The sequence below is a fragment of the Dictyobacter sp. Z7_2 genome, from assembly GCF_057551105.1.
This window is the reverse complement of the sequence record NZ_BAAJPE010000002.1, coordinates 528,722-554,656: the sequence shown is the minus strand read 5'-3', so window position 1 is coordinate 554,656 and position 25,935 is coordinate 528,722. Positions and strand designations below refer to the sequence as shown.

23 protein-coding genes are annotated in these 25,935 nt (G+C 48.3%); 13 read left to right on the top strand and 10 right to left on the bottom strand.

Features of this window, described 5'->3' with window-relative positions; translation table 11 throughout:
- The first annotated feature begins 14 nt into the window (after positions 1 to 14).
- From cbiB to AC27N8_RS15720, 5 genes are all read left to right on the top strand, one after another.
- Positions 15 to 1,022: an adenosylcobinamide-phosphate synthase CbiB gene (gene cbiB, locus AC27N8_RS15740; protein ID WP_487068335.1), complete on the top strand. Its 1,008-nt coding sequence runs from the start codon at positions 15 to 17 to the stop codon at positions 1,020 to 1,022.
- Entirely contained in the window at positions 1,019 to 2,125 is a 1,107-nt protein-coding gene (locus tag AC27N8_RS15735; RefSeq protein ID WP_487068334.1) for a pyridoxal phosphate-dependent aminotransferase, read from the top strand. The genes cbiB and AC27N8_RS15735 overlap by 4 nt, the downstream gene beginning before the upstream one ends.
- The gene (locus AC27N8_RS15730) at positions 2,122 to 3,675 is read left to right on the top strand and encodes a cobyric acid synthase (protein WP_487068333.1); all 1,554 of its coding nucleotides are present in this window, start codon (positions 2,122 to 2,124) and stop codon (positions 3,673 to 3,675) included. Before AC27N8_RS15735 ends, AC27N8_RS15730 begins: the two co-directional genes overlap by 4 nt.
- Before the next feature lie 115 nt (positions 3,676 to 3,790).
- Positions 3,791 to 4,426, top strand: coding sequence for a cob(I)yrinic acid a,c-diamide adenosyltransferase (gene cobO, locus AC27N8_RS15725; protein ID WP_487068332.1), 636 nt, complete (start codon positions 3,791 to 3,793; stop codon positions 4,424 to 4,426).
- A gap of 63 nt (positions 4,427 to 4,489) precedes the next feature.
- The gene (locus AC27N8_RS15720) at positions 4,490 to 5,302 is read left to right on the top strand and encodes a uroporphyrinogen-III synthase (protein ID WP_487068331.1); all 813 of its coding nucleotides are present in this window, start codon (positions 4,490 to 4,492) and stop codon (positions 5,300 to 5,302) included.
- Between the two features lie 113 nt (positions 5,303 to 5,415).
- Here the strand turns inward: AC27N8_RS15720 and AC27N8_RS15715 are convergent, their stop codons facing one another.
- The 7 genes from AC27N8_RS15715 to AC27N8_RS15685 all read right to left on the bottom strand — a co-directional run bounded on the left by AC27N8_RS15715 (position 5,416) and on the right by AC27N8_RS15685 (position 13,981).
- The gene (locus AC27N8_RS15715) at positions 5,416 to 6,405 is read right to left on the bottom strand and encodes an acetyl-CoA carboxylase carboxyltransferase subunit alpha (RefSeq protein ID WP_487068330.1); all 990 of its coding nucleotides are present in this window, start codon (positions 6,403 to 6,405) and stop codon (positions 5,416 to 5,418) included.
- A 74-nt stretch (positions 6,406 to 6,479) separates the two neighbouring features.
- Positions 6,480 to 7,355 carry an acetyl-CoA carboxylase, carboxyltransferase subunit beta gene (accD, locus tag AC27N8_RS15710; protein ID WP_487068329.1) on the bottom strand — a complete coding sequence of 292 codons (876 nt, stop codon included), beginning with the start codon at positions 7,353 to 7,355 and terminating at the stop codon, positions 6,480 to 6,482.
- 18 nt (positions 7,356 to 7,373) lie between these two features.
- Positions 7,374 to 8,369 (bottom strand): signal recognition particle-docking protein FtsY, encoded by a 996-nt coding sequence (gene ftsY, locus AC27N8_RS15705; RefSeq protein WP_487068328.1) that lies wholly within the window; start codon positions 8,367 to 8,369, stop codon positions 7,374 to 7,376.
- 951 nt (positions 8,370 to 9,320) lie between these two features.
- Positions 9,321 to 10,434, bottom strand: a protein-coding gene (gene prfB / locus AC27N8_RS15700; RefSeq protein WP_487068327.1) for a peptide chain release factor 2 whose coding sequence is annotated in 2 segments (ribosomal slippage) — positions 9,321 to 10,367 and positions 10,369 to 10,434 — 1,113 coding nt in all. Because the reading frame shifts where the segments join, the coding sequence is not laid out codon by codon here.
- 131 nt (positions 10,435 to 10,565) lie between these two features.
- Positions 10,566 to 11,744, bottom strand: a complete 1,179-nt coding sequence (locus AC27N8_RS15695) for a hypothetical protein (protein WP_487068326.1) — start codon at positions 11,742 to 11,744, stop codon at positions 10,566 to 10,568.
- A 215-nt stretch (positions 11,745 to 11,959) separates the two neighbouring features.
- Positions 11,960 to 12,604: a hypothetical protein gene (locus AC27N8_RS15690; protein WP_487068325.1), complete on the bottom strand. Its 645-nt coding sequence runs from the start codon at positions 12,602 to 12,604 to the stop codon at positions 11,960 to 11,962.
- A gap of 501 nt (positions 12,605 to 13,105) precedes the next feature.
- A complete protein-coding gene (locus tag AC27N8_RS15685) occupies positions 13,106 to 13,981 on the bottom strand; it encodes an alpha/beta hydrolase family protein (protein WP_487068324.1) in 876 nt (291 codons plus the stop codon).
- 360 nt (positions 13,982 to 14,341) lie between these two features.
- Between AC27N8_RS15685 and AC27N8_RS15680 the strand changes: the two genes are divergently transcribed.
- The 5 genes from AC27N8_RS15680 to AC27N8_RS15660 all read left to right on the top strand — a co-directional run bounded on the left by AC27N8_RS15680 (position 14,342) and on the right by AC27N8_RS15660 (position 20,435).
- The gene (locus AC27N8_RS15680) at positions 14,342 to 16,447 is read left to right on the top strand and encodes an exonuclease domain-containing protein (RefSeq protein ID WP_487068323.1); all 2,106 of its coding nucleotides are present in this window, start codon (positions 14,342 to 14,344) and stop codon (positions 16,445 to 16,447) included.
- Between the two features lie 145 nt (positions 16,448 to 16,592).
- Positions 16,593 to 17,192, top strand: coding sequence for a dCTP deaminase (gene dcd / locus AC27N8_RS15675; protein ID WP_487068322.1), 600 nt, complete (start codon positions 16,593 to 16,595; stop codon positions 17,190 to 17,192).
- 42 nt (positions 17,193 to 17,234) lie between these two features.
- The gene (gene tmk, locus AC27N8_RS15670; RefSeq protein WP_487068321.1) at positions 17,235 to 17,891 is read left to right on the top strand and encodes a dTMP kinase; all 657 of its coding nucleotides are present in this window, start codon (positions 17,235 to 17,237) and stop codon (positions 17,889 to 17,891) included.
- A 187-nt stretch (positions 17,892 to 18,078) separates the two neighbouring features.
- On the top strand, positions 18,079 to 19,485 hold the full coding sequence (locus tag AC27N8_RS15665; RefSeq protein WP_487068320.1) for an AI-2E family transporter: 1,407 nt from the start codon (positions 18,079 to 18,081) through the stop codon (positions 19,483 to 19,485).
- 56 nt (positions 19,486 to 19,541) lie between these two features.
- Complete coding sequence (locus tag AC27N8_RS15660; protein WP_487068319.1) at positions 19,542 to 20,435, top strand: phosphatase PAP2 family protein; 894 nt, start codon at positions 19,542 to 19,544, stop codon at positions 20,433 to 20,435.
- Between the two features lie 33 nt (positions 20,436 to 20,468).
- Here the strand turns inward: AC27N8_RS15660 and AC27N8_RS15655 are convergent, their stop codons facing one another.
- Positions 20,469 to 20,846 (bottom strand): hypothetical protein, encoded by a 378-nt coding sequence (locus tag AC27N8_RS15655; protein WP_487068318.1) that lies wholly within the window; start codon positions 20,844 to 20,846, stop codon positions 20,469 to 20,471.
- A 2-nt stretch (positions 20,847 to 20,848) separates the two neighbouring features.
- A complete protein-coding gene (locus AC27N8_RS15650) occupies positions 20,849 to 21,511 on the bottom strand; it encodes a nucleotidyltransferase family protein (protein ID WP_487068317.1) in 663 nt (220 codons plus the stop codon).
- Between the two features lie 208 nt (positions 21,512 to 21,719).
- On the opposite strand from AC27N8_RS15650, the gene larE reads away from it, so the two are divergent.
- From larE to AC27N8_RS15635, 3 genes are all read left to right on the top strand, one after another.
- Complete coding sequence (gene larE / locus AC27N8_RS15645) at positions 21,720 to 22,598, top strand: ATP-dependent sacrificial sulfur transferase LarE (RefSeq protein ID WP_487068316.1); 879 nt, start codon at positions 21,720 to 21,722, stop codon at positions 22,596 to 22,598.
- Between the two features lie 91 nt (positions 22,599 to 22,689).
- On the top strand, positions 22,690 to 23,841 hold the full coding sequence (gene nifS / locus AC27N8_RS15640; protein ID WP_487068315.1) for a cysteine desulfurase NifS: 1,152 nt from the start codon (positions 22,690 to 22,692) through the stop codon (positions 23,839 to 23,841).
- Positions 23,842 to 24,037: 196 nt separating this feature from the next.
- Positions 24,038 to 25,210: an aminotransferase class I/II-fold pyridoxal phosphate-dependent enzyme gene (locus AC27N8_RS15635; protein ID WP_487068314.1), complete on the top strand. Its 1,173-nt coding sequence runs from the start codon at positions 24,038 to 24,040 to the stop codon at positions 25,208 to 25,210.
- A gap of 82 nt (positions 25,211 to 25,292) precedes the next feature.
- Here the strand turns inward: AC27N8_RS15635 and AC27N8_RS15630 are convergent, their stop codons facing one another.
- Positions 25,293 to 25,925, bottom strand: coding sequence for a mycothiol-dependent nitroreductase Rv2466c family protein (locus AC27N8_RS15630; RefSeq protein WP_487068313.1), 633 nt, complete (start codon positions 25,923 to 25,925; stop codon positions 25,293 to 25,295).
- Positions 25,926 to 25,935 lie beyond the last annotated feature (10 nt).

Here is a 25,935-nt window from a genome sequence, read left to right as displayed (position 1 = left end):
AAGAGCATCTATTGATGTATAGAGACGAGCAGGGTGGGCGTGGATATAAGCTGGTAGGATCGATGATCGCTGTTCTGGTTGCGTTTGGTTTGGATACACTTGGTGAGCCACCAGTCTCCTGGCATCCTGTTGTATGGTATGGCAGGTTGATCAGTCGCTTGGAGCGGTCTGCCCCACGTGATCATCATGCTCAGCTCATATATGGAGGCGTAATGCCTCTTCTGGCATCGGGAATTGTCCTTTCTGTGGCTCTCCTCTTTCAAAGAATGGTGTGCTGGTGTATAGATCGCTTGAAGCTGCGCCTGCGAACACCTGTTGGTACGTTGCTGTATGGTGTCCTACTAGGCACAGCTCTCAAGCCGTTTTTCGCTTTACATATGTTGGCCGATGCTGGTAAAGCTGTGCGCCTGGCGTTAGCGTCTGATGATCTCCCGAGAGCACGCGATGCTTTGATGAGTCTCGTCAGTCGCGATCGCTCGCAGCTTTCTTCCGAGTTAGTTGCGGCTGCCGCTGTGGAGTCATTGGCTGAGAATATGAGCGATTCAGTTGTGGCTCCGCTTTTTTACTATACCTGTCTGGGCCTACCTGGCGCAGCACTCTACCGTTTGATAAATACGTTTGACTCCATGATTGGCTATCATGGGAAATACGAATACCTGGGTAAGGTATCAGCTCGTTTAGATGATTTGCTGAACATTATCCCGGCACGTTTGACGGCTTTGATGATCATCGCGTGTGCTCCCATCTATGGAGGAACGTGGAGGAGAAGCTGGCGGATCTGGCGGCGTGATGCGCGTAAAACGGAAAGCCCTAATGCAGGTCAGCCAATGTCAGCTGCCGCTGGAGCATTGGGCCTACAACTGGAAAAGGTTGATCACTATCAACTTGGTGATCATGAGCGCCCAGCCACGTCTGACGATATTGGACGTGCTGAGAATATGGTCTGGTGCGTTGGATGCCTTACGCTGCTCTTGACGCTGTTGTGTAGATACCTGTTTGGGTTCGGAAGGCGGTTGTCATGAGCGATTCTTCACAGGTATCTGAGCGAGCTGTACATGGCGCTTTGGATTATGGCGAATTAAGGCGCCTGGGCATACATCCCGACAAAATACTGGATTTTAGTGTCAATTCAAATCCCTATGGACCATCTCCTCGCGTACGTGCAGCGATTGCCAATGTAGTCGTTGAACGTTATCCAGATCGCGAATGCTGGCAACTGCGTCAGGCCATTTTGAAATATGAATTGGATGGCAGTCAACTTGCTTTGTCTTCTTTAATTTGTGGCAATGGTACGAACGAGCTGATCTGGACAATTGCCCGATCTTATCTCAAAGTGGGTGATAGAACGCTGATTGTTGGTCCTACATTTGGTGAGTATGAGGTAGCTGCTCGCATGGTAGGCGCTCAGGTATTAGAAGTCCGAGCCAGGATAGAGCAGAACTTCCAGCTCGATCTGGCTGAACTATTATTAACTCTGCGCAAAGAACATCCACGTGTGGTCTGGCTTTGTAATCCCAATAATCCCACAGGTAGCTGTTTGGCACGTCAGGCATTCGTTGCGCTTGTGGCAGAATGTCGGCGTGCGGGTGCGTTGTTGGTTGTTGATGAGTCGTATCGGCATTTTGTCTGGCCAGTGGAAGAGTTTTCATCTGTCGCTTGTATTTCATCTGATGAAACCAGTCCTGTACTTGTGTTGCGCTCTTTGACAAAGGATTTTGCTCTGGCTGGCATCCGACTGGGTTATGCTGTCGGCGGTGTCGATGTCGTCAAAAGGCTACAGATGCAGCTGCCTGCCTGGAATGTGAGTAGTATTGCTCAGGCAGCCGGCGAGGCTGCTTTGTCCGATCGTGCTCATCTTGAGCAATCTATGATCCAGCTTGTGCATGAGCGTGAAGCTTTCTTTGCGGCTCTACAACGAATCGATGTACATATAGTGCCTTCTCAGACGCATTTTTGTCTGATCGAGGTTGGCGATGCCCAGCGTGTGCGTCAACAATTATTGCAGCGGGGAATGTTGGTACGTGATTGTACTTCATTTGGCCTGCCTTGCTATATCAGAGTGGCCACACATCCCGAGTTTGCATGGAGGCAATTGGTGAGCGCTTTACAGGAGATCGTAAAATGATGAATCAGGCAAAAACTTTGATGATTCAGGGGACTGCCTCGACTGTGGGAAAGAGTACTCTTGTCACTGGACTCTGTCGCCTTTTTGCTCAGGAGGGTTGGCGGGTCGCTCCATTTAAAGCGCAAAATATGGCGTTAAACTCGTGGGTCACGCGTGATGGCCGCGAGATGGGACGTGCGCAAGTTGTCCAGGCCGAGGCGGCGGGGATAGAGCCCACTGTTGAGATGAATCCTATTTTGCTCAAGCCGGAGGGCGATTCGCGGAGTCAGGTGATTCTGATGGGACGTCCTCTCGCTGCTATGGAAGCGCGTGAGTATTATCGCAATCGTACCCAGATGCTTTCGGTCGTGGAGCAAGCATTGACCAGCTTACGCGCTCAATACGATCTTGTGATCATTGAAGGAGCTGGAAGTCCGGTTGAATTGAATCTGCAACGCAATGATCTTGTAAATATGCGGATCGCACAGATTGCGGAGGCTCCAGTGCTCCTGGTCGGCGATATAGATCGTGGAGGGATTTTTGCCTCCTTGCTTGGCACTCTGATGCTGCTGGATAGTGCGGATAGGCAACGCGTTAAAGGACTGATTGTAAATAAGTTTCGTGGTGATATGTCACTCTGGCGAGATGGTGAGCAATTATTGGCCGCACGTAGTAGATTACCTGTCCTGGGAACAGTCCCTTTCTTTCGCAATATCTCTATTGCCGAAGAAGATGTGGTGGCGCTTGATGAGGGAACAGCAGCATTACAACGCTTAGCTCAATCAGATGGGGCACAACTTGAAGTAGTCGTTGTGCGTTTGCCATATCTGAGCAATTACGATGAATTTGATGCATTAGCAGCCGATCCAATGGTTCATGTGCGCTTTGCCGGAAGCATTGCTGATTTTCCATCCCAACCGGATCTTATTATCTTGCCCGGAACCAAGAATACATTATTCGATCTCGCCTGGCTCTGGCGGTGTGGATTGGCTCAGCATATTCGGCAGTGTGTCAATGCTGGTAGTGCTATTCTGGGCATCTGCGGTGGCTATCAGATGCTTGGTGAGCGTGTCAGTGATCCTGATGGGATAGAGAGTCAGATGGGATCTATTGAACCAGGGCTGCATTTACTCAAGGCCGAAACTTTTTTTGCCGCGCTGGATGAAAAGACAACGCAACTTAGCCAGGCTCGGATACTGTCGTCCTCCGCACGTGGACTCTTCGCTCATCTAGGCGAGCAAGATATGCAAGCATATCAGATTCATCTGGGGCGTACTGTGCAAGTTAAGCATGAGTCATCAGCTACCGAGCTGTTTTCTCTGGATACATCTCCTGAGTCTGATGGCTGGCTGAGTGTTGATGGATGGTGCGCTGGGTGCTATCTGCATGGGTTGTTTGAGAATGATGCTTTTCGTCACGGTATTGTGAAGGCTTTGGCCGAGAGGCGTTCTCTAACTATGGATGCGACGAAATTTGTTCCTTTTAATCGACAAACTGAGTATGCCAAGTTGGCAGCCGTGTTGCATTCTTCTCTTGATATGACGCGTTTGAAAGAGGTATGTGGTTTGTGATGTGGTAGAGAAGACTATTACTGTGTGTCTGTTTGAGATATGGGTGCTCCGTGATATTGTTAGTCTTGCTGATGCTAAAATAGAGTAGCAGAAGGTTCTAAGGGGATGGATAATTATGGAAGAGCAGATGCCTCTTGAGGCAGATAATGAACATACTCCACTTGATGAGTTGACTGAAGAGGGACGTGCGCAGATACGTAAGGAGCAGGCTGATAAGCGTGCTCATCGCCAGCCAGCAAGAGGATTGGTAATTGTAAATACTGGTAATGGCAAAGGGAAGACGACGGCTGCTCTGGGTGTCCTATTTCGGGCCTGGGGACAGAATCTGCGAGTGGCGATGCTACAATTTCTCAAGTCTCAGACTGGTAAGTGGGGAGAGGTGCGTGCCGCCCAGAAATTGGGCGTCGAGATAATTCCTCTGGGCGATGGCTTTACCTGGAACAGCGATGATCTGGAACATGATAAGGCTCTGGCTCTGCAATGCTGGCAACTGTGCCGCGAGAAAGTCGAAAGCAATCAATACGACGTTGTGATTATGGATGAGATTACTTACGCGATAAACTATGGATGGCTTGATCTTGAGGAGGTATTAACCACGTTGCGGGCTCGCAATCCTAAGATGCATGTTATTCTGACGGGACGCAACGCTCCAGCAGAATTGATTGAATATGCTGATCTGGTCACGGAAATGAATGAGATCAAACATCCTTATAACCAGGGAATTCTGGCGCAAAAAGGTGTCGATTTTTAAATGATGTTCACTGTTATTCCTGTTCTGGCGCTTTGTGTGCTAAAAGAAATGAGATAGTGCAAGATGGTTTCTTTTCAAGATGCGCGTATTGCCGTCCTGGAAGCACGTATGAGTGGTGAGATGGCTGATCTTATTCGTCGTAATGGAGGGACTGCCTGGAGTGTCCCGGCGGTGCGCGAGATATCATTGAATGCCTCTCAACCTGTCAATGCTTTTCTGGATCAATTGGTGGCGGGCTCGATTCCTCTGGTTGTGTTTTTTACAGGCGTTGGCATTAAGACGCTGTTGCAGGAAGCGGACGGTTTGGGACGTCGTGCTGAATTGGTAGATGTCTTGCGCAAGATCACAGTTGTTTGTCGAGGTCCTAAACCCTCAGCGGTACTCAGGCGGGAAGATATTCCGATTGCTGCCAGTGCGCCAGAGCCATATACAACGTATGAGTTGATCGAGGTCTTAGCTCCCTTTGATGTGGATGGCAAGACCGTTGGGATACTCCATTATGGCGAGCGTAATGCTTTGATTGCCGAGACACTGGTGGCGCGTGGCGCGCAGGTTGAGGAGTTGTGTCTGTATGAGTGGCTTCTGCCAGAACGTATCGATGATTTGCAGTCATTGGTTCGAGATCTGGTGTCCGGGCGTGTTGATGCTGTGATGTTTACAAGTCAGGTTCAGATACGGCATCTCTTCTTGATTGCAGAAGAGTTGCAACTTGGATCTGACCTGGTGGTGGCCTTAAATACTAAGACGATTGTGGCTTCAATTGGTCCAACATGTACGGGCGTATTATTGGAATATGGAGTAACCCCACATGTTATCCCCGAGCATCCGAAGATGGGATATTTAATCAAATCTCTGGCTGAATATATGCACTCCTGATAGATCGCATGGTGCAAGAATTTATCAAGAAGTGGACCCGGTTACACTATCGACCGGGTCCATTTTTTGCAAGAGCGAGATAGCCCAGAGACTAGCTCTGGAATGAGCGTCTCTCAGGAAATTTCAGATACGGCCAGGATTTGTTCCTCAATCGATCCATATTTGCCCATGACTCTAAACTTCTGATAGCGTCGCTCCAGCATTTCATCCGTGGAGAGCTGTCCAACTTCTGTCAGATGACGTTTCAGAGCCTCTTTCAGCGTGTTTGCCATCTGATGATAGTTGCGATGTCCGCCACCAATGGGCTCTGGTAGTATCTCGTCGATCAAGCCAAGAGGGAGGAGTTCACGCGCACTGATACGCATGCTCTCGGCGGCGTATGATGCGTGTGCTGAGTCTCTCCACATGATGGATGCCGCCGCTTCTGGCGCGGCCACCATATAAATGCTGTGCTCGAACATGAGTACGCGATCAGCAACACCAATGGCCAGTGCACCACCACTACCGCCTTCGCCAATAATGGTTGAAACGATCGGCACACGCAGGCGAGGCATCAAATAAAGAGTAGAAGCAATTGCCTCTGCCTGTCCACGCTCCTCATCAACGAGACCCGGAGATGCACCTGAAGCATCCATCAGTGTCACAATCGGCATCTTGAACTTTTCAGCCTGCCTCATCAAGCGGTGTGCTTTGCGATATCCTTCAGGATGTGGCATACCAAGGTTGCGGAATTGCCTCTCCTTCATATCGCGGCCCTTTTGATGGCAGATCAGCATCACAGAGAGATCGTCAATTTTGGCGGGGCCAGCCATGATGGCATGGTCGTCTCCAAATGAGCGATCACCATGGAGCTCAAAGAAATCATCGCACATCAATCGAATATAGTCTGCTGCGTAAGGACGGTCCTTATGGCGGGCCACTGAAACAGTTTGCCATGTCGTGAGGTTTTTGTAAATATCCTCAGTCTTCTGGCGGAGCTCGCGCTCAGCTTCTTGTAACTGCACCAGTTCCTCCGCTTTCAGGCGATCACCCTTACGTTGCAGCGTAGAAATTTTTTTTTCTAGCTCAGCTAGCGGCTTTTCAAATTCCAGATCGTAAGCCATCGCATTCCCTTCTATTGTGCTTTGCTGTCGCGCTGTGCTCGGCGGTAACAAAAAGTGCTTTCACTCAACGGCGTTCACGAGTAGAGACGCAAGATGCGTCCCAATGTCGCTCTCAAGTCGCGTCGATGCACAATTGTATCAATCATACCATGCTGGAGGCCAAATTCCGAATTGACGGTGCCTTCAGGTAATTTGATATGCATAAACTGTTCGATTACGCGAGGGCCTGTAAAGCAGACGAGAGCTCCAGGCTCAGCCAGCGTAATATCGCCAAGCATTGCAAAGCTGGCCGAGACACCACCTGTGGTGGGATCGGTAAGAAGGCTGATGTATGGAAGATTTGCCTCACCTAGCTTTGCCAGGGCAGCCGACGTTTTTGCCAGTTGCATCAGGGAGAACAGTCCTTCTTGCATGCGTGCACCGCCTGATGTTGAAGCAATCAAGACCGGAACGTGACGCTCAATAGCCATCTCAATCGCACGTGTAATCTTTTCGCCGACTGCGGAGCCCATACTACCGCCCATGAAATGGAAATCCATAATTGCCATGACCAGGGGCTTTTCCTCGATGGTCGCCTCGCCGATGACCACAGCCTCATTCATACCGGACTTTTTGCGCTCCTGTGCAAGCTTATCCGCGTAACTCCGCTGGTCCGCATGCGATGGTGGAAAAGTGCTGAACTGAAGCGGATCCACAGAAATGATATCGGCATCACTTTCTGTGAAACTGCCAGGATCAGTTAAGAGCTCAATGCGCTCATAGGCTGTCAAGCGAAAATGATAATTACAGCGAGTGCAAACCTTCAGATTCTTTTCCCAATCGCGACTGTATAAAATCTCTTTGCATTTGACACACTTGACAGCTATATTGCCCACTTCTGACAGAGCAGGCTTACTCGAATGAGAAGATAAAGTCTGCCTGGTAAATGGAACAGCTGCTTCTTTTACCATAGAGGGAACCTCCAGTTATTATTGTGCGAAAAGCGCTGCCACGAAATTTTGCGGTTCGAATGGCATCAAATTCTCTACTTTTTCACCCGTGCCAATAAATTTTATCGGCACGCCCAAGTCGTCGGCGACAGCAAAGGCGAAACCACCTTTCGCAGTGCTATCCAGCTTGGTGATGACCACACCAGTAAGACCGATGTCCTCAGCGAACTTACGCGCCTGTAGCAGAGCATTTTGGCCAGTCGTTGCATCGATAACCATTAAAAGCTCATGCGGCCCATCTGGAACGAATTTCTGAATAATTTTATTAATCTTCTTCAACTCTTCCATCAGGTTAAATTTGGTATGTAAGCGACCGGCTGTATCGACAATCAGAACATCGCTCCCTCGGCTTGCAGCAGCCTGTAACGCATCATAGACCACCGCACCAGGATCAGAATTGGGATGCTGGCTAATCACAGGAACTTGAACGCGATTGCCCCATTCTTGTAGCTGGTCGATAGCGGCTGCACGGAAAGTATCGCCGGCCGCGAGCATAACGGAATGCCCTTCGTGCTTGAGGCGATAGGCCAACTTGGCGATCGTAGTAGTTTTACCTGAACCATTAACGCCAATCACAAGGATAACTGTGAGTGGGGATTGTTTAGAAAAACGCAGAGATGATGGTTGTCCGAGGAGGGTCGATAATTCTTCGCGTAAGGCTGTTTGTACCTGGCTACCGGTCCGCATATTTTCGTCCTGAACACGTTGTCGCAGACGATCGATGAGCCATAGCGTAGTGCTTGGTCCTACATCAGCCCCCAACAAAGACTCTTCCATCTCATCCCATAGGCTATCAGTAATGATATCAGTATCCTGAACAGTCGTGCCCAGCCGACTAAAAAGTTGGCGGGTGCGATTCAGGAAGGTGAAACGCTGTTCAGTGGCAGGCTCGCCGGCATTAGCTGTGGGAGCGAGCTCTGATTTCTCCTGTTTCGGATCTTCCTGCGGCTTCTGCCCAAAGAATCTATTGAGCACGTCGGCATTGACTCCTTTTGAATAAATTTAAAATCTTAAAAAGATAAGATATATCCTCTAACTTTATACCGCATTTTTAGTGAAATGCCAAATAGAGGGTTAATAATCACCCATCCAGGCTCTGGTAGTGGCCCTTGTTTGTGACTACCCCTCTATGTGTAAAGAGGCAAAAGGAAGGTATATCATCTGTCCAACCTTTGGCCTCCTTGTTACGTCAGCAAGCGACATACATCGCCCGTGAACGCCAATTTGTGGTGTGTTACCCCCCACTCTCCTACTGTCGACCGCTGCGATATGTATGGAGTGAGCCATCACTAATTGGTTCGTTAATGATGATATCACCATTACGGATCTTAATATTGTACAGGCAAGAGGGGTTGGTGCAAACCCATGCTTTGTACTCTATTGAAGCTCCCTGGCTGCCGAAATCTGAAAGCGGAACCAGATCACCTTCACTACACTTGCGACACCGAGGAAATGCATTTTCCACGAAATCGCCTCCTTCCTTCTCTCTGGAGGTAATATGCGCTTGCTATTTTGCTTGACAAGCGAGGCTTAGCGAGATAGTAAGCCGAGGGAAGCCTCCGCCACTGCATCCGCATCCCCACAGCAGGTGTTACCCATACCCTACATATAATATCATAACTCCTCATCTCTGTCAGTAGTTAAATGAAGAATTCTTCATTTTCCTGCGGAAAAAGAGAGTAAATTTCATTTCTCACCCGACAAAAGATGTGGTTGGAAGCATAGTCCTTTGCTTCTTACCTTCAGCATAACAGGTGATACAACTCAAGTCAAGCATTCGCATGAATCAACTCGTGGATTACAGCTTTGTAATGAGAAATCCTTAATTATGTATAAATCTTCATTATTCAGGAAGTGCTCGTAGGCACACAAAAAAATGCGGGCCACCAGGTCCGTGAAGACACATTGGTGGTCCGCATTGCCGGATTATTCTGCGGTTACGACTCCGCCTGCTTGTGCTTGCAGGTAAGCGTGAATAAAAGGATCGACGTTACCGGCTAGATATCCGTCGGTATTGCCTGTTTCGTAGTTGGTGCGATGATCTTTGACAATACTGTAAGGATGGACGGTTACCGAGCGAATCTGAGTGCCAAAATCGGCTTGGACGTGTTCGCCTTTGAGACGCGCTGTCTCTTCCTCATGCTTCTTCTGTTCCAACTCGTATAATTTAGCCTTAAGGAGTTTCATGGCGACTTCGCGATTTTGGATCTGTGAGCGCTCATTCTGACACGTTACCACGATGCCTGTCGGAAGGTGGCGCATACGAACAGCCGAATCGGTCTTATTCACATGCTGCCCACCAGCTCCCGTGGCGCGATACGTATCGACCTCGATATCCTCTGGTCGAATCACAATATCGATGGCATTCTCGATATCGGGGATGACCTCGACCTTTGCAAAGGAGGTATGACGACGGTGAGCGGCGTCAAAGGGAGAGAGGCGAATCAACCGATGTGTACCAGCTTCTGAACGGAGGTAACCATAGGCATAGCGTCCAGTAATCTCGACGGTTGTACTCTTAAGCCCGGCCTCTTCACCTTCACTATAGTCGTAAATCTCAGTTTTGAAGTGATGGTGTTCAGCCCAGCGGAGATACATACGCAGAAGTATCTCCGCCCAATCCTGAGCATCGACGCCACCGCTGCCCGCGTGGATACTCAAGATCGCATCGCGATCATCGTGTTCCCCATTGAGCATCAGGTCAAACTGAAGCTTTTCAATCTGCTCCTCTATAGGGATAAGGGATTGAGCTACCTCTGCCTGCATCTCTTCATCTGGCTCCTCTTCCAGCAATTGTGCTAATCCGAGCAGGTCTTTGAGCTGAGTGGCGATCCCGTCCCAGGTGGTGACTTCTTCGCGTAACGCATTAATCTGTTGCATCACTGTCTGCGCGTTACGATTGTCGGACCAGAAGTCTGCGGCCATACTTTCGTCTTCTAGTTTTTTTATTTGTGCGTCTTTTGTAGCCAGGTCAAAGACGCACCATAATTTTCTCGACGCGTTCCTGGAGGCGTTCGATTCGATGGAGTAATTCATTCATAGCGCCTATTTTAACATGAAATTTGTCTGATTGCACATTACCTCTGGATGAATATTCGTCGCAATGCGTCTGAAGCTCTGCTTTTTGATGCTTTCAGCTTGCCAATTGAGCTACGTTGGGTTTGTGATAAGCTAATGCAGTAAAAGATTGGTCAGGAAAAGATATCCCTCATCCTGTGGGTCTTTGGGATAGACAGTTACAAGGAGTAATCCAGGCTGGTCGGGGAAGATATGCTGATAGGAAATGCTTCCTGAAAATTGACCATTTTGGTCTGAATGCATGTCGGAGTTCTGCTGCTGTTGGATCGGCGATAGCGTATGGTTGAAGAGCGTCGCTGTGATCGTTCCTTGTGTGGGATTAATGGTCCCTTGAATCGCGATGGGTGAGGTGAGTGGCATGTTGAATCTGGTCTGATCAAGCGAGATACCTGGCGTTTGAGCACTGGTAACCCACCATAATCCTTTATTATTTGATTGAATGAGACGGCTAAGAGAAACTGCAATCTGTATATTCGTATTCTTTTCTTCTAATACTACGTGCGCTTCTGTCCCACTTGTATCACGGAGTGCGCCATGAATCGACTTGACAGGCCACTGAAAAATGTCTTTTGCCATTTGTTCCGCTGTTGTTAGAGGATTGGTCCAGGGGAGTGTTTGTCCATGATTGGCTGTATCTTGTAGCGCCTCCGCTTCGCTGCGGCTGGTGACTGGATAGAGGCCGGGGAACGATATCTGAGTAAAAGAGTTGTCTTTCCAGCTATACTCCTGGAAAACATTTTGCTGCAGTGGTTGTAACAATGTATCGCTATCAGTGGGGAGTGTAGTGTCGGTTTGCTCGACACTCAATGTATGTATCTGGGTAATATCGATGTTTCCGTTGATAATCCCTCGCTGCTTGAAGAGTTGGGTGAGTTGTGGGAACTTCTGGTGTGGCATTTGGTGGCAACCGTAGATATAAGCATCGAGCTTTTGTTGCGCTCCAGCAGAAGTAACTTGAATTAAGGCTGAGGGCTGTCCACCCGTGACTGTATTAATAAATTGGATTGCTTCCATCTGTTGTGTTTTGGCTCTCATTGGCACGATTTTGGTATAGTCTTTGTTGCGGATCAGCGCTGCACAGCTTTTTGCTTGTGTGGCTGCTACTACAGCCGGTATGCCTATCTGAGAGACTGCGATGAAATGTGCCAGCCCGAGAAGAGATAGCAGGCAGATGAGTAGAATTAATAGACGTGGCTTCTGTCGCTTCGATGGCGCTGTTGGCAGCATGATTGGTTGGATAGAATAATTTGATATTTTTTGTATCTTCCTCATCTATTAGGCCATCATCTTTCTATCTCTTGTAATTCTGCTTTCTCCTTTTAGTTTATCAGAAGGGAAAAATAAGAGCCGCGTTGTCTCTAGATACTTGTGAGATAAATGAGGAACATATCTGTAGGTGAAAATGATGCCTAAAAAGGTGTGATAGCTATCCTGAGGAGAGGATGGGGCTACTCAGGTTGTCTGGTAGCCCCTGGGATGTTGTTTATTTAGATCATATGGATTTGTAGCGCGAAGAGGATAACTGCCCCTAAGATAAAGATCAGTCCGCAGAGTACAAGCACCAGTCCTGTGGTACGTCCTCTTGCGGCTCGGGCTGCATGTTCATCTTGTTGATATTGGCCGGGGGCGGATGGATAACCTAATCCCATTTGAGATTGCATACCCTGTGGTGGCATATTGGGATATGACATTCCATGCCCGGTGCCGTAGTCGTTTGGATACATTTGCGATGGATAGTTCCCTCCGCTTTGCGAGGGATAACTGCTCCCGCTTTGTTGGGGGGGATATCCTGGTGCTGGATATCCTGAGTAAGAATTCCCCATCTGGGTTGAGAGCGGCGGATTTGAGCGCTCCATCATGCTGGTTTCATCGTAATTGTTATAAGGGGCTTGCGTGCCTTGAGTGCTATTTATGGGATTGGCCCCCGGCCGTAAAATAAGTGGCTGCTGGTTGAGTTGTGCCTGCTGCTGCGGTGTCGATGGTTGGTTTTGTAGTGATGGTGTGGCAACGGTAGGGTCGTCAGAGTGTAGTTCTCCGGCTTGCTTACTTGTTTCTTCTATGATAGCGCCGCAACGAGGGCAGCGCGTGCTTCCAGAGGCTAGTTGTAAACCACACTGACCGCAAAAAATCATATCTGCTCCTTTTGAACTATCTGCTAAGTGTCGTAGCTGTTAGGATTATCAGTAAGGCGATCAGAATGTAGGAGTTGAAGAAGACTGTGCAATCTGTTCGACCGGGCGGATTGTCGTTTTAATAGATAATGACAAATGAGTGCTAGTTGTTTGTGCCATCGATCGCCCATTGTATGACTGTCTCTTGTCGCGTCGCCTATGCCCGCATATGCTTATACGCTGACATCTGTGTGCATTCTCTGTGGAATACATCGGTTAGGTGGTAGCAGAGACGCATAATTATGCCTACATTTTCCCCATTATAACCCAAGAAAGGGAGTGAAGCAACGAAATACTACATTTTGTTCTCATGTCCTTGCTCACTTTTTTCGTCTGTTTCTTTTTTATAACATTGCTATAAAAAAGTATGCTGCTGATCAGTTGAACGCTTATAGCAGCGACAGTTGTGATCGGCAGCAGAGAGAAATTTGAGATCCAGAAAGCAAGTAAGCGTTTTCCCTATTACTGGAGATGATTTTGAAGAAACTTCAAAGATGTTTCGATGATTTCTTCGGAGCGAGCTTGAGGATCGAGAATGTCAAAGCTGTGCTGTCCTGTAGGATGATTCATGACTGTGAGTGCGACGTTTTGAGCCAGGGCTTCGGTAATGAATGCATCAAGCGCACTATTGAGTCCAGGATAGTCTAAGCCCGCACGTGCAATAAAAATGGGGGGAATATCATTGATGCGGCGCAGCAGGAGATCGCAGGCGGAAAATTCAGCGAAATCCTCTTCTGAGAAAACCGGGCGGATAAAATCACTTTCAGTTTCTATCTCACCGTAGAGTCCTTGATAATATGCTTGTAATTCTGGAATGCCATAGTAGCTGACAACGCAGCGGATAAATGCGGGCGTTTCGTAGAGGGCGGCTCGTAATCCGAATAATGCTCCTGCTGAGCAGGTCCAGATGCCGAGTGCATCTGCATTAATGTGAAGATGATCACTCTGCTCACGCACATAGGTAATCAAATCGTCAACGTCATTGGCGACACCAACTACATTGGTAAGCTTTTCCGTTGATCGATGGTTGGCCGTAATTGCGATCAGACCAGAGGCGGCAACGAGCTTTCCCCAGGACGTGTATTGTCCCGAGTCCTTTATGTTTTTGAGATAGTGGCTGGGTCCATCACCATGAATAAATACTACCGCTGGTAGCGCTTCGCGATCCTGATAATTCTCTGGATAGTAGATATCAAGCTTTAAATGATCAGTTTCTACTGTTTTATACGTGATGTTTTTCCGTATGTGTACTTGCTCCATGTGCGGGATAGCATAGACAACCGGATGGGTGTGATAATTTTGGCCCTCATCCTCTGGCGCTTGCTGATTCTGTCTCATCGTTCGTTCCTTTCTGTAAGAACATTTGTCCTATTTTTAGGGTATTATACCATACAAAAATTACCTGATATGGCTCTTGTGAAGTAAATTTGAGGTGAGATTCTCTCCTCTTAGTATTCTTTATTCTACTGGTAAAAGTGACATTTCTTTAGCTTTTAATACGAGGATGAGTTTCCTTGATTGATTGGCGTTTACCTATCTGTATACAGACGAATAGAATATTTATAATATGAATGTGTCACTGCATACAGGGGTAGTAGCCATCTTGTTCGTTTGCTTGCCAAAACCATTTTGTGCGTGCTATCCTCGTACATATGATCTAGTATTTTTATTCTGTTTGTGACGAGGAGGCGCGTGGCTATGGTGCTGGAGGGGGATCAAGACTTTCCGCAGCGTCGTACGTTGGTTCGGCGTGCGTTCGATTTATTAGATGCACAGGGGCAGCCGGTCACAGAAGCTGTGTTGATTCAGCAGCTTTTTGGAGCTGAAGGCAAACAGCAACTCTGGACGATATTACTGCGTCAGACACTGCGGGAATCTGCTTTGTTTGAAGAGCAAGGAGATTGGGCCGCAGGTGAAGAGGTGCGCTGGCTATTGACTGCCTGGCGTAGTACTCAACTTGCTCTCGATGATGTGACGTTTGTGGTTATCGATACGGAGACGACTGGTCTACGCCCGGGCTCTGATCGTGTCATCGAGGTAGCTGCTGTACGTATTCGTGGAGGCAAAATTACTGGATCATTTCAGAGTTTGCTGAATCCTCAACGCCGCCTTCCAACCTTTATCGAGCGCTTTACAGGTATCACACAGGATATGGTCTCTGAGGCTCCTCTGGCAGCTCAGGTGATGCCGGCCCTGTTGGAGTTTATTGATGGAGCGCCGCTCGTAGGACATAATCTTGGCTTCGATATAAACTTCCTCTCTCACGAAGCCGATCGGTTGGGGTTGTCATTTCCACCCGATGGCTTTGATACGATTCCTCTCGCTCGACGTTTTTTGCCTGGTCTGAAACGCTTTAAGTTGGACATGGTGGCCGCTCATTTGCATATTCAGACAGCTAATCGCCATCGCGCCTTTGGTGATGCTGAAGTAACGGCGGAAGTATTTATGCGTATCCTGGCGCTGGCGCAGCAACAAGGGATCTCGACGCTTGGCTATTTGCGGCAGCGTGTGCAGTTGCCTGTCGCCTGGAGTGGCGATATTACTCAGATAACTAGAAAAGAGAAAAGGCAGGGTCGTGCAGATAGTAATCTGTCTACTGCTAATGCTGCCAGCGTCCGTCCCAATGGAGGACTTTTCTTGAATGCTGCCTGGAAGCGCGATTTTCCCCTCAGCCCCGGTGTGTATCTTATGAAGGATGCCTCCAATCAGGTCATCTATGTGGGAAAGGCCAAATGCCTGAAAGATCGGCTGTCAAGTTACTACAGCCAGCCGCTCGGGTATACACGTAAGATGGATGGCTTGCTGCAAAATGTCAAAGAGATTGAGACGCGCGTGTTGGGCTCAGAGTTGGAAGCGTTGCTGGTCGAGTCTCGTTTAATCAAAGAACTGCAACCAGCCTATAATGTGCAGTTGCGTAATTATGAGTTGTATCCTTTTATTAAAATAGACATCCAACATGCTTTCCCTCGTGTCTATGCGACGCGTGAGGTCGCAGCCGATGGCGCTCGCTATTTTGGTCCGTTTCGCAGTCGGCGCATGGTTGATCTCACGATTGAGCTCATCCAGAAAATTTTCCCCATCCGTACTTGCACACGGAGCTTACCACCCACGGCAAAAGCATCTGATCCCTGCTTACGTTTTCATCTGGGACGCTGTTCTGGACCCTGTAAGGGTGATGCCGATCTTGAGAGCTACCAGCAAACGATTGCGCGTGTCTGCGCGTTTCTTGGCGGTGAAAGTGAAGATCTACTGGAACGCTTACGGCGGCAGATGCAGGAGGCTGCTCAGCAGCTTAATTTTGAACGCGCCACCTGGTTACGCGATGCGATTCGGAGTGCCGATGAGGTTTTGATCGGGCAACGCTTGATCACGGGAGCTGTAGAGGCGAATAATCTTTTTATTGTGTATCCTTCGGCGCAGGTAGGCAGCAATGAGATATTTTTGATCCGTCACGGACGCTTGATAGAGCAGCGCCGCGTCCCTCATGAAATGACGATGATGCATGCGACCATTCGTGAGCTACTGCAACAAGCGGCTCTGTTGGGGGAGCCGCCCAATGTGGTTGGAAAAGCAGAAGTTGATCAAATTAATATCATTAGCCGCTGGATGCATCATCATAGCCAGGATCGAGCTTTCTTCCCCTTTCAACATGCCCTCGTGCACGAAGATGAAATGAGTGCACTCATCCAGCGTATCTGGAACGATGTCGATCTGGCCCGCACCTTGCCACCAGAAAATGACCCTGAAGAGATGCCGTCGTTTTCGATGATAGGGGCTACTCCATTGGATGGCAATGCGCTATAATAAGTTCCAACTCTATTTTTAGATTGATGCTTGTTGGCGTGACGCAAGATGTTTTTTCTCTTGCGCTATTGATGCTGCAAGTATACGATCGCTTGTATATGTGATCAGGGATTTGTGCCAGATTTTATTCAGGAGCTATGTTGTTATGTTACTGTCAGATAAACGTATTGTGGAAGAACTGAAAAATGGCAATTTGGTAATCGAGCCATTTAATGAGCGTCATTTAGGACCCAATTCGTATGATTGTCGACTGGGGGAGTGGTATTTTCAGGGTAACGCGAATGTTGAAGTCATGCACCTGGATATCCCGGAGGAGATTCGCCATTATTGGGGCGAGGCACGTCAGGCAATGGATGGGAAAATTGCTATCAGACCTGGGACGACGATTCTGGCTCATACCCAGGAGATCATTGGTGGACACAATGGATATCTGGCGAAGATGTATTCACGTAGTACAGTGGCGCGTTCTGGTTTATCGGTATGTCGCTGTGCAGGCGTTGGCGATGTTGGCTATATTAGTCGCTGGACCATGGAAATCAGCAATCATACCCAGACAACTATCTGGGTGCCCGTAGGCTTCCGTATCTGTCAATTGACCTTTGAATATGTGGGTGAGACGCTGAAAGAATATCATGGAAAATATGGTACTCGCGATGCTGGTCAGCAATGGAGCCCTGAGGATATGTTGCCGAAGCCATATTTTGATTGGGATTATGACGTCTATCGGACTGATCGTGTCAGGTAAATACGCTGCTTCTTTTATGTCGTCAGTAAGGGGGATGGGTGTATGGAGCGGGGTTTTTTAATCTCGTTTGAGGGTCTGGATGGAGCTGGGAAGACCACGCAGATGGATCTGTTTGAGCAGTGGCTGGAACGTGTGGGAATTGCATATGTGCGTACCCGCGAACCAGGGGGGACGCCCCTCGGATTGGAGATTCGTCAACTGCTTTTTCAGCGCCCTGAATTATTAATTACTCCTCTCGCAGAAGCGTTTTTATTTCAGGCTGATCGAGCTCAGCATTTTGAAACGCTTGTCTTGCCGGCGCTGGCTGCCGGGAAGGTAGTTGTGTCTGATCGCTGCTTTGATTCCAGCATTGCCTATCAAGGGCAGGCTCAGGGCGTGGGAACGGAGATTGTCACACAACTTTCACTTTTAGCTACTCAGGGGCATATACCTGATCTCACTTTTTTTCTGGATTTAAATCCCGCATTAGTGCACAGCCGTACCAGTAATACACGAAAGTTTCAGGGTGAACTTGAAGCACAAAGTCGTTTTGATCGAGCATCAGTCGAGTTTCACGAGCGTTTAAGACAAGCTTTTCTGGCTTTGGTGCAGACATATCCTCAGCGAGTCAAACGTATTGATGCTGCACAAACGCCTGCGCGCGTTCACTCGGATATTGTTGCTCTGGCTGAACGACTCTTCTCTCGAACCATATCTTGAGCGCAGCTTGTGTGTTACTGCGTAACTGGCCGAGTTTTTGACTTGCCTGTATGTTACACTTAGACTTGCAGCATTCTTGTCAGTACGATCGTATTATCTTAAGAGAGTATTGAGTGAATTTTCATTATATAAAAGCGAGCTCTGGACTTTTCTGAACGTTATTAGCAGCTGAGAGGGATAAATGGCTATGGGCCAAGTCAACTGGCAACAGAGGCGAGATATCTTAATCTCCATCATTTGTATGGGGATCATCTTATGGACGGTTTGGACTCTTGTTAATCAATTTATTGAGGCGATATTGTTACTCTTGCTTTCGGCTGCAATAGCCTTCTTGATTACGCCTCTCACAAATTTTTTGACGCGCAGTGGAATACCTCGTCTGTTCTCAACCGTGATTTCTTATATATTCGTGCTTGTTGCTATTGTGGCACTGGCTTACCTATTAATCTTTTCATTGGTCAATCAGGTGCAGACATTCTCAGCGACGATTGTAGATTTTACTGTAAAAATACCTGATCGTTATAGCGCCTTTATCAACTTTTTAACAACCCAGGCTGGCATTCCACAGTCTAGCATTAGTAATGCTTTGACCTCTATGGAGCAACAGGTTCAAACGTTTGCCAGTTCTGCTGTGACTAACGCGATTAATCTGATCGTTCTGATGACGAATACGTTTTTGGATTTTTTGATCGTTTTGATGGTGAGCTTCTACTTGACTCTGGATGGTAAACGTATTCGAGATAGCATCTTTGGTATTTTGCCAAAGCGTTCGTTATCAAATGCGCACCTGTTTGAGGATGCTTTGACCCGTGTGGTAGGAAATTATATTCGTGGCCAGTTGACATTAGCTCTAATTATTGGTGTCGCGGTCGCGGTCGTCTGTACAGCGACTGGATTGGGCGAGTTCGCTGTCATCTTTGGAGTTCTGGGATTTCTCTTTGAAACCATCCCAATGGTTGGCCCGCTTCTGGCATCAATCTCGCCAGTGATTGTTTCTCTGCTTCTCCCTGATCCTTTTCCTCGTACCTTGATTGTAATCGCTTGCTTTGTGATTATCCAGATTTTCGAGAGCAATATTCTGGGACCGCGTATTGTCGGGCATGCAGTGGGCTTACATCCAGTCGTATCGATCATGTCCCTCGTGGTTTTTGCAAAGTTGTTCGATGCCTCGTTTGGACCGTTTGGCGGAGCTATTGGTGCGCTTGTAGCGACCCCAATTGTTGCAGCCGCATGGGTAGTGGTGGCGAGCTTCTATCGTTCAGCGCATGGTGAGACGGCCGATCAGATGCTCTCACATAAGCGAGCTCCCTGGTCATTGAGAATGCCTTCATCGCGAGCGTCGCGTGGATCTTCAGGTCAGGGGTCAGAACGCATGTTGCGGCGAATAACCTTGCCCCGTGCGGTGGCACGGCATAAAATCATCTCAGTAACCTCGCCAGAGGTATCACAGGAAATGGCGCAGACACAATATGAATTTCATCCAGAAAGTCAAGCATCTGAGCCTTTGTCTGAGACAACCAATGTGCCGGAGAGCACGGACGTTGCCAATGAGCATGTTGATGATCCTGTCTATACTTCAGATGAGTCAAAGTAATCTCTTTTTGTTTGCAAGAGAAGGAAGGAGATTATAGCCTTGGGGAAGTTTTATCAATGCGCACCTTTATGATTTTGCAAAAAAAAAATGCTGCATTTCCCTGGTTTGTCGCCGCGAGTTTCGTCGGGCTATTGTTTCTCTCCTATACTGCGATTGATGCTGCAGGAATATTGAATCAGTCGACGCTGGAGGTAGAGCGCTGGTTACTTGGACGTCCAATAACACGATTGGATTGCTCTTTTTATGAATGGCGTCAACTTGGCGAGGCACCCGTGACTGTGGTTGTGATCACGTTGCTTGGCATCTTATGTATGCGCCTGGGATATCGTAGACGTGTACTGATCTATCTGTTGTTGCTGCTCTGCGTCTCAGTTGGCTGCGAGTTGGTTGGAAAGAGTACCTTAGCCTTAGCCTTACCTCCAACTTTGCGCTCGGGCATGACAGTTTTGAACTGTCCACAAATGCACGGTCAGTCCTTCTCCGTGCGTTTGGCCGCTGGCCTTGGATTGTTCGGATATGTACCAGATCCTCCTGCGAATCAAGTGAGTTGGGCTCGTACTGTTTCACAACAACCTCTTCTGCCATCGATCGGTGATCGGGAAAATAGTTATCCTGGCGGCCATGCTATGCGCTGGTGCTTTGTAGGTATCTTGCTCGCGTGGATCTGTAAACGCTCTCGATCGAAATGGTTTGTTGGTAATATGTTACTAACAGTACTGGCGATTCTTTGTTGTATCGGAGCCTTTCTCGGTGGTTTTATGCAATTTTATATTGGAGCCCATTTTATTACCGATACCATTGCTGGTTATTTGATTGGTATCGCTTTAGGGTGTTGCGGTATTGGCTTCTTGATCATAAATGATACCAGATACGTATCATCTGAGCTGTTAAATCCCTCGGGTAATGGTCATCCGGATCATAACGCAACAGATCTCTTATCTGCACGTTAGGCTCTTCTGATAGCGTAGACGCGATTGGATGTGTCACATCGCTTCAAGGCGCTTTTTACGATGTTGCGCTTCACGGTAGTCAGGTTCGATTTCTAAGGCTGTGTTGACTGCTTGAAGCGCGGCTTCTTTATGTCCGAGAATGCCCTCAACCCATGCTTTACCATCCCATGCTGCAACATAATTTGCGTCGTGTACGAGCGCCTGCTCGAAATCGACGAGAGCTGCCGTGTAGTTGGCGAGCATGGCCTGACATGTGCCCTGTGCGTACCAGGCTGCTGGGTTTGTATCATCAAGCGCGACGGAACGCTGGGCCGCTTTCAATGCTTCTTCATAACGAATGGAGTTCGATAGCTGTTGGCTGTATTCAAGCCAGAATTCAGCTTGTTTTTTGTGCGTATTATCTATTGTCATGTCTAACTTTCCTTCTTTGTTGCATGCTGGTGCTGCCACATGTTGACGGCCTGCTGATAAGCTTCCCATGTATCTACATCATGATTGGCCATGACGTCGCCCAATTCAACGCTCTCAATTTCTTCTGGATGACGTGCAATGACGCTACGGCCACCTTCATCTCCATGTACCGCTGCAAGCTCGTTAAAAAGACTCCTATCTAAAAGGATCGGGTTGCCACGCTTTCCATGATAGCTGGGAGCAATAATTTTTTTCTGGCTGGCTTGTTTGGTAGAGATCAACGTATCTATAATTTTAGTGCTGACGAAAGGTTGATCGCCAAGCAGGACAAGCACGCCCTCAATAGGTGGTTGCGCTTTGCTCTCTGAGAGATAGTTGAGGCCCAGGCGTAACGAGGTGCTCATGCCCTGCATATAGTCAGGATTGCTGATAATAATCGGCTGCTCGTCTTGCGTATAGCCATGAATAGCTGCTGTGAGTTGTTCGGCCTGGTGACCAAGAATTAAGAGTATCGGTCTTGCTTGAGAGTGCAAGGCTGCTTCTACCACATGGGTGAGGACAGGACGATCTCCGAGTGGCAATAAAAGTTTATGTTGCCCCTCACTCATGCGGCTAGAACTCCCTGCCGCAAGGATAATGGCTGCAATCGTCTGATTTTCTGACATTATCTGTTCTTTCTGAGAATGACAAGCGCTTGTAATTAACTTTGCAGCTGCCTGCGTAAAAATACTATACTATTTTAGTACAAAAAGAAATATGAAGATTGTGGCAAATGATATAATATCGGCTAGATGTGTGTCTGATACTGGCCTCCTCCGGCTGCGACGATAGACTTTCTACATGTCGTAGACTGCACACGTTCAGGAGTTTGTAATGCTGAATACCCCTCAAATACATGATGATAGTGTTGTGACGTTGGATGTAGAGACGCAAGCAAAATATGAGCATCTTCAAGCCATTTTGCGCGAAATGGGCTCTTTGCTGGTCGCTTATTCTGGCGGCGTGGATAGCGCTTTGTTGCTTAAGGTTGCTTATGACGTCCTGGGCGAACGTGCTTTGGGCGCGATTGCTTCATCCCCTGCCTATGCAGACGAGGAGACCGCAGAGGCAGTATCTGTTGCTCAGCAGATGCACCTTCCATTGATTACTTTAGAGACCCATGAGCTGGAAGATGAGCGCTATACAAAAAATGATATTAATCGGTGCTATTTTTGCAAAACAGAACTGTTTTCCCATCTTGAGCCATTGGCGAAAGAGCACCATTTAGCTTATATTGCTTATGGGGTCAATACTGATGATGATGGTGACTACCGTCCCGGGCAACGTGCGGCAAAAGAGTTTCAAGTGCGAGGTCCTTTGAAAGAGGCGAAGATGGGCAAGAAGGAGATACGAGCCGTGGCTCGCCTGCTTGGTATGCCTGTCTGGGATAAGCCCGCCATGGCTTGTTTCTCGTCACGCATTCCCTACGGAAGCAAGGTTGATGTTGCATCCTTACAGATGGTGTATAAGTCGGAGAAACTCTTGCGTGAATTGGGATTTCAACAGTTGCGCGTACGCCACCATGATAAAATAGCTCGTATTGAGGTCGGGCGTGCTGAGATTCCACGTCTGATTGAAGAAGATATGAGCCGTATCGTGACTGATGGCTTGCGTAAAATTGGCTATACCTATGTGACTGTGGATCTGCTGGGCTATCGTACTGGCAGTATGAACGAAACTTTTTTAAAGAAAAAGCAGCATTCCGAGCTGTGATATAATCTAGTGATACTTTTAATTGTGTACTCCTACCAGTTGTCCATAACGCCTCATTATTCAACTCAGCCAATAACAGGAAAAATCTACCATGTCAGAGCGTACTATCTACTTTGATCATGCAGCCACTACCGCGCTGGATCGGCGCGTGCTTGATACGATGCTGCCGTATTTGACGACGGAATATGGGAATGCCAGTAGTATCTATACTGCTGGACGTCATGCAATGCAGGCGATCGACCATTCGCGTGAAAAGGTAGCGGATCTTTTGCATTGTCGTCCGTCAGAAGTAGCTTTTGTAGGATGCGGCACTGAAAGCGACAATCTGGCAATCAAGGGGATGGCTTTTGCTTCTCAAAAGAAGGGAAAGCATATTATCACCACGCCGATTGAGCATCACGCTGTCTTATATACCTGTCAGTATCTAGAACGCTTCGGGTTTACGACTACCTACCTGCCTGTCGATGAGTACGGACGGGTTAATCCTGATGATGTGGCTCGCTCGATTACTGATGAGACGATACTGGTTTCGGTTATGTATGCCAATAACGAGGTGGGAACGATTGAACCGATCGCCGAGATCGGTCGTATCTGCCGGGCGCGTAAAATCCCGTTCCATGTTGATGCTGTACAGGCCGGGGGGACATTGCCTCTGGATGTGATTGAATTGAAAGCTGATCTCCTCTCCTTGTCGGCACATAAGTTTTATGGTCCGAAAGGGATGGGGATTTTGTATGTGCGCCAGGGTATGCGTATCTTGCCACAACTTCAGGGTGGATCACAGGAGCGAGGTCGCCGTGCCGGTACTGAGAATGTGGCGGGCATTGTGGGCACAGCCGCAGCCTTAGAACTTGCGTATGCGGAAGCAGAGCAGACTACCCCACATGTGCAGGCCCTGCGTGATAAGCTGATAGAGGGGATCTTACAGATTCCTCGCAGTCGCCTCACAGGACACCCAACGGATCGCCTGCCCAATAGTGCCAGCTTCGCTTTTGAGGGTGTCGAGGGAGAGTCTATCCTGCTAAATCTGGATCTACTTGGTTTTGCAGCCTCGACTGGGTCTGCTTGTACCTCTGGTTCTGTCGACCCATCGCACGTCCTGGTGGCGCTTGGACTTCCTCCAGAGTGGTCACATGGCAGTCTACGCCTGACTCTGGGTAAGAACAATACCCAGGAAGAAGTAGATACTCTCCTGGCTGCTCTGCCAGGGATCATTGAGCGACTGCGCGGATTAGGTCTCTAAAGTAACATCCTCTTGCTTGTCTCAAGCATCCGATCTATGTTACCATGAGATCGGATGCTTATGGTTGAGGTAGATTGGTAACATAGCTCTATCTGCCAGCATAGATGCATCTTGTCAGAATATGTATAATTTACATAATTCAATTACAATTGTTTCAACACCTGTGTTTTAGAGAGCAGAAGAGGGAGTTGCCAGGATGGATACGCTCAAGCGTGAGTTTTTATCGCAGAGAGTGCGTCAAATAAAACCCTCCGGTATTCGCAAATTTTTTGACATTATCAATACCATGCCGGATGTGATTTCTTTGGGGGTCGGTGAACCAGATTTTGTGACACCAGAACACATTCGTCAGGCTGGTATTGCATCTATTCAGCAGGGACGTACACAGTATACGTCGAATCTGGGCACATTGGAGCTGCGTGAAGAGATCGCTGCGATGTTTCAGCGCCGCTATGGTCTGACCTATGATCCAGTTTCACAATTGCTTGTTACTGTAGGCGTCAGTGAGGGCGTTGATCTGGCTCTACGTACGATTATTGATCCAGGAGACGAGGTTATCTCGCCCGATCCCGGATATGTGGCGTATGAAGCCGATATTACTTTAGCTGATGGCGTCGTTGTCTCGGTTCCTACCTATATGGAACACAATTTTGCTGTGCGTGCGGCCGAGATCAAAGCAGCAATTACTCCTCGTACCAAGGCCATTTTGCTTGGTAGCCCCAATAATCCGACGGGAGCTGTAATTCCTCGCGAAGAGTTAGAAGGAATTGCCAGACTTGCCATCGAGAATGATTTGATTGTTGTTAGCGATGAAGTCTATAGTCGTCTTGTCTATGGGGTTGAACATATCAGTATCGCATCCCTGCCTGGGATGCAAGAGCGCACGATCGTCCTGGATGGCTTCTCGAAAGCATATGCTATGACCGGATGGCGCGTTGGCTATGTCGCAGCTCCTGTACACTTGCTGAGCGGCATGCTGAAAGTTCATCAGTACTCGATTATGTGTGCAGGAACGGCACCACAAGAGGCAGCATTGCAAGCTCTCCGTCATGGTGAAGAAGATGTAGAACGTATGCATGCCGAATACAGTCGTCGTGGCCGCATGTTTGTCGAGGGACTCAATCACATTGGCTTGCCGTGCTGTGAACCCCGCGGAGCATTTTACGCATTTCCTTTTATTGGCAATACTGGTATGACTGATGAAGAGTTTGCTGAAAAGCTGCTGCTTGAAGAGTCGGTCGCCGTAGTTCCGGGGAGCGCGTTTGGTGATGCAGGAAAAGGATATATTCGTGCAGCCTACTGTACATCGTATGAAAAACTAGAAGAGGCGCTGGTCCGTATCGAACGTTTCGTGAAAAAACACGCCTGATCTTTGTTGGCTTGATTAGAGAGTGGAGGTGTTGGTGAGAAAGATCTGTGCCTGCTATCTCCACTCCAGTGAACGTATCTTTTTAGGCAGTAATTGGGCCTAAAGAAGGTGCAGCTGCCCGATCCCGCTTGATTTCGTAGAGATTATCGTACTTCAAGGTCCAGGAGATATGATCCCATAATTCGCCAGCCTCTTCTCCACGAGGTACGGTTATGATCACCGGTCCATAGATGCCAATATCAGAGCCTTCGAGCGCAATGGTAGGGACTCCAAATGCGTGATAACGTTTGACTGCTTCTTCATGATCGTTTGTGACATCTGTAATCGTCGAGGCGTCGGCCAGAGCCTTCTCAACGAGATCTACATCAAAGCCAGCCGCTTCCACGCAGGCCTCAACAACATTGCGTTCCTGGATACTTTCTTTGCGTCCATGAGCGGCATTTCCTAACTCGACATACAGCTTCTCAACACCTTCGTTCCCCTGTAAGCGGCGTACGAGGGCCAGGGTGCGGAGCGCCGTCCACCCACCGCTGATATAATCTGGCTGTGTGCCTGCTGGACGATTTATCGCTTCCAGGCTGAAGAAGCGCCAGCTGATCTCAAGTGGTCGCACTTGACGTGCTTCACGTGCCCATACGGCTGTGCGCCAGGCGAAGGGACACCGTGGATCGAAGTGGAAGTTGATGTGTGCTGTACTTACTTCTTGTGTAGTCATGATGCAAAAC

Excerpts from the sequence above, each read along its gene's own strand:
- cbiB (WP_487068335.1), top strand. The coding sequence starts at position 15 with ATGTATAGAGACGAGCAGGGTGGGCGTGGATATAAGCTGGTAGGATCG.
- AC27N8_RS15735 (WP_487068334.1), top strand. The coding sequence starts at position 1,019 with ATGAGCGATTCTTCACAGGTATCTGAGCGAGCTGTACATGGCGCTTTG.
- AC27N8_RS15730 (WP_487068333.1), top strand. The coding sequence starts at position 2,122 with ATGATGAATCAGGCAAAAACTTTGATGATTCAGGGGACTGCCTCGACT.
- cobO (WP_487068332.1), top strand. The coding sequence starts at position 3,791 with ATGGAAGAGCAGATGCCTCTTGAGGCAGATAATGAACATACTCCACTT.
- AC27N8_RS15720 (WP_487068331.1), top strand. The coding sequence starts at position 4,490 with ATGGTTTCTTTTCAAGATGCGCGTATTGCCGTCCTGGAAGCACGTATG.
- AC27N8_RS15715 (WP_487068330.1), bottom strand. The coding sequence starts at position 6,405 with ATGGCTTACGATCTGGAATTTGAAAAGCCGCTAGCTGAGCTAGAAAAA.
- accD (WP_487068329.1), bottom strand. The coding sequence starts at position 7,355 with ATGGTAAAAGAAGCAGCTGTTCCATTTACCAGGCAGACTTTATCTTCT.
- AC27N8_RS15695 (WP_487068326.1), bottom strand. The coding sequence starts at position 11,744 with ATGAGGAAGATACAAAAAATATCAAATTATTCTATCCAACCAATCATG.
- AC27N8_RS15690 (WP_487068325.1), bottom strand. The coding sequence starts at position 12,604 with ATGATTTTTTGCGGTCAGTGTGGTTTACAACTAGCCTCTGGAAGCACG.
- AC27N8_RS15685 (WP_487068324.1), bottom strand. The coding sequence starts at position 13,981 with ATGAGACAGAATCAGCAAGCGCCAGAGGATGAGGGCCAAAATTATCAC.
- AC27N8_RS15680 (WP_487068323.1), top strand. The coding sequence starts at position 14,342 with ATGGTGCTGGAGGGGGATCAAGACTTTCCGCAGCGTCGTACGTTGGTT.
- dcd (WP_487068322.1), top strand. The coding sequence starts at position 16,593 with ATGTTACTGTCAGATAAACGTATTGTGGAAGAACTGAAAAATGGCAAT.
- tmk (WP_487068321.1), top strand. The coding sequence starts at position 17,235 with ATGGAGCGGGGTTTTTTAATCTCGTTTGAGGGTCTGGATGGAGCTGGG.
- AC27N8_RS15665 (WP_487068320.1), top strand. The coding sequence starts at position 18,079 with ATGGGCCAAGTCAACTGGCAACAGAGGCGAGATATCTTAATCTCCATC.
- AC27N8_RS15660 (WP_487068319.1), top strand. The coding sequence starts at position 19,542 with ATGCGCACCTTTATGATTTTGCAAAAAAAAAATGCTGCATTTCCCTGG.
- AC27N8_RS15655 (WP_487068318.1), bottom strand. The coding sequence starts at position 20,846 with ATGACAATAGATAATACGCACAAAAAACAAGCTGAATTCTGGCTTGAA.
- AC27N8_RS15650 (WP_487068317.1), bottom strand. The coding sequence starts at position 21,511 with ATGTCAGAAAATCAGACGATTGCAGCCATTATCCTTGCGGCAGGGAGT.
- larE (WP_487068316.1), top strand. The coding sequence starts at position 21,720 with ATGCTGAATACCCCTCAAATACATGATGATAGTGTTGTGACGTTGGAT.
- nifS (WP_487068315.1), top strand. The coding sequence starts at position 22,690 with ATGTCAGAGCGTACTATCTACTTTGATCATGCAGCCACTACCGCGCTG.
- AC27N8_RS15635 (WP_487068314.1), top strand. The coding sequence starts at position 24,038 with ATGGATACGCTCAAGCGTGAGTTTTTATCGCAGAGAGTGCGTCAAATA.
- AC27N8_RS15630 (WP_487068313.1), bottom strand. The coding sequence starts at position 25,925 with ATGACTACACAAGAAGTAAGTACAGCACACATCAACTTCCACTTCGAT.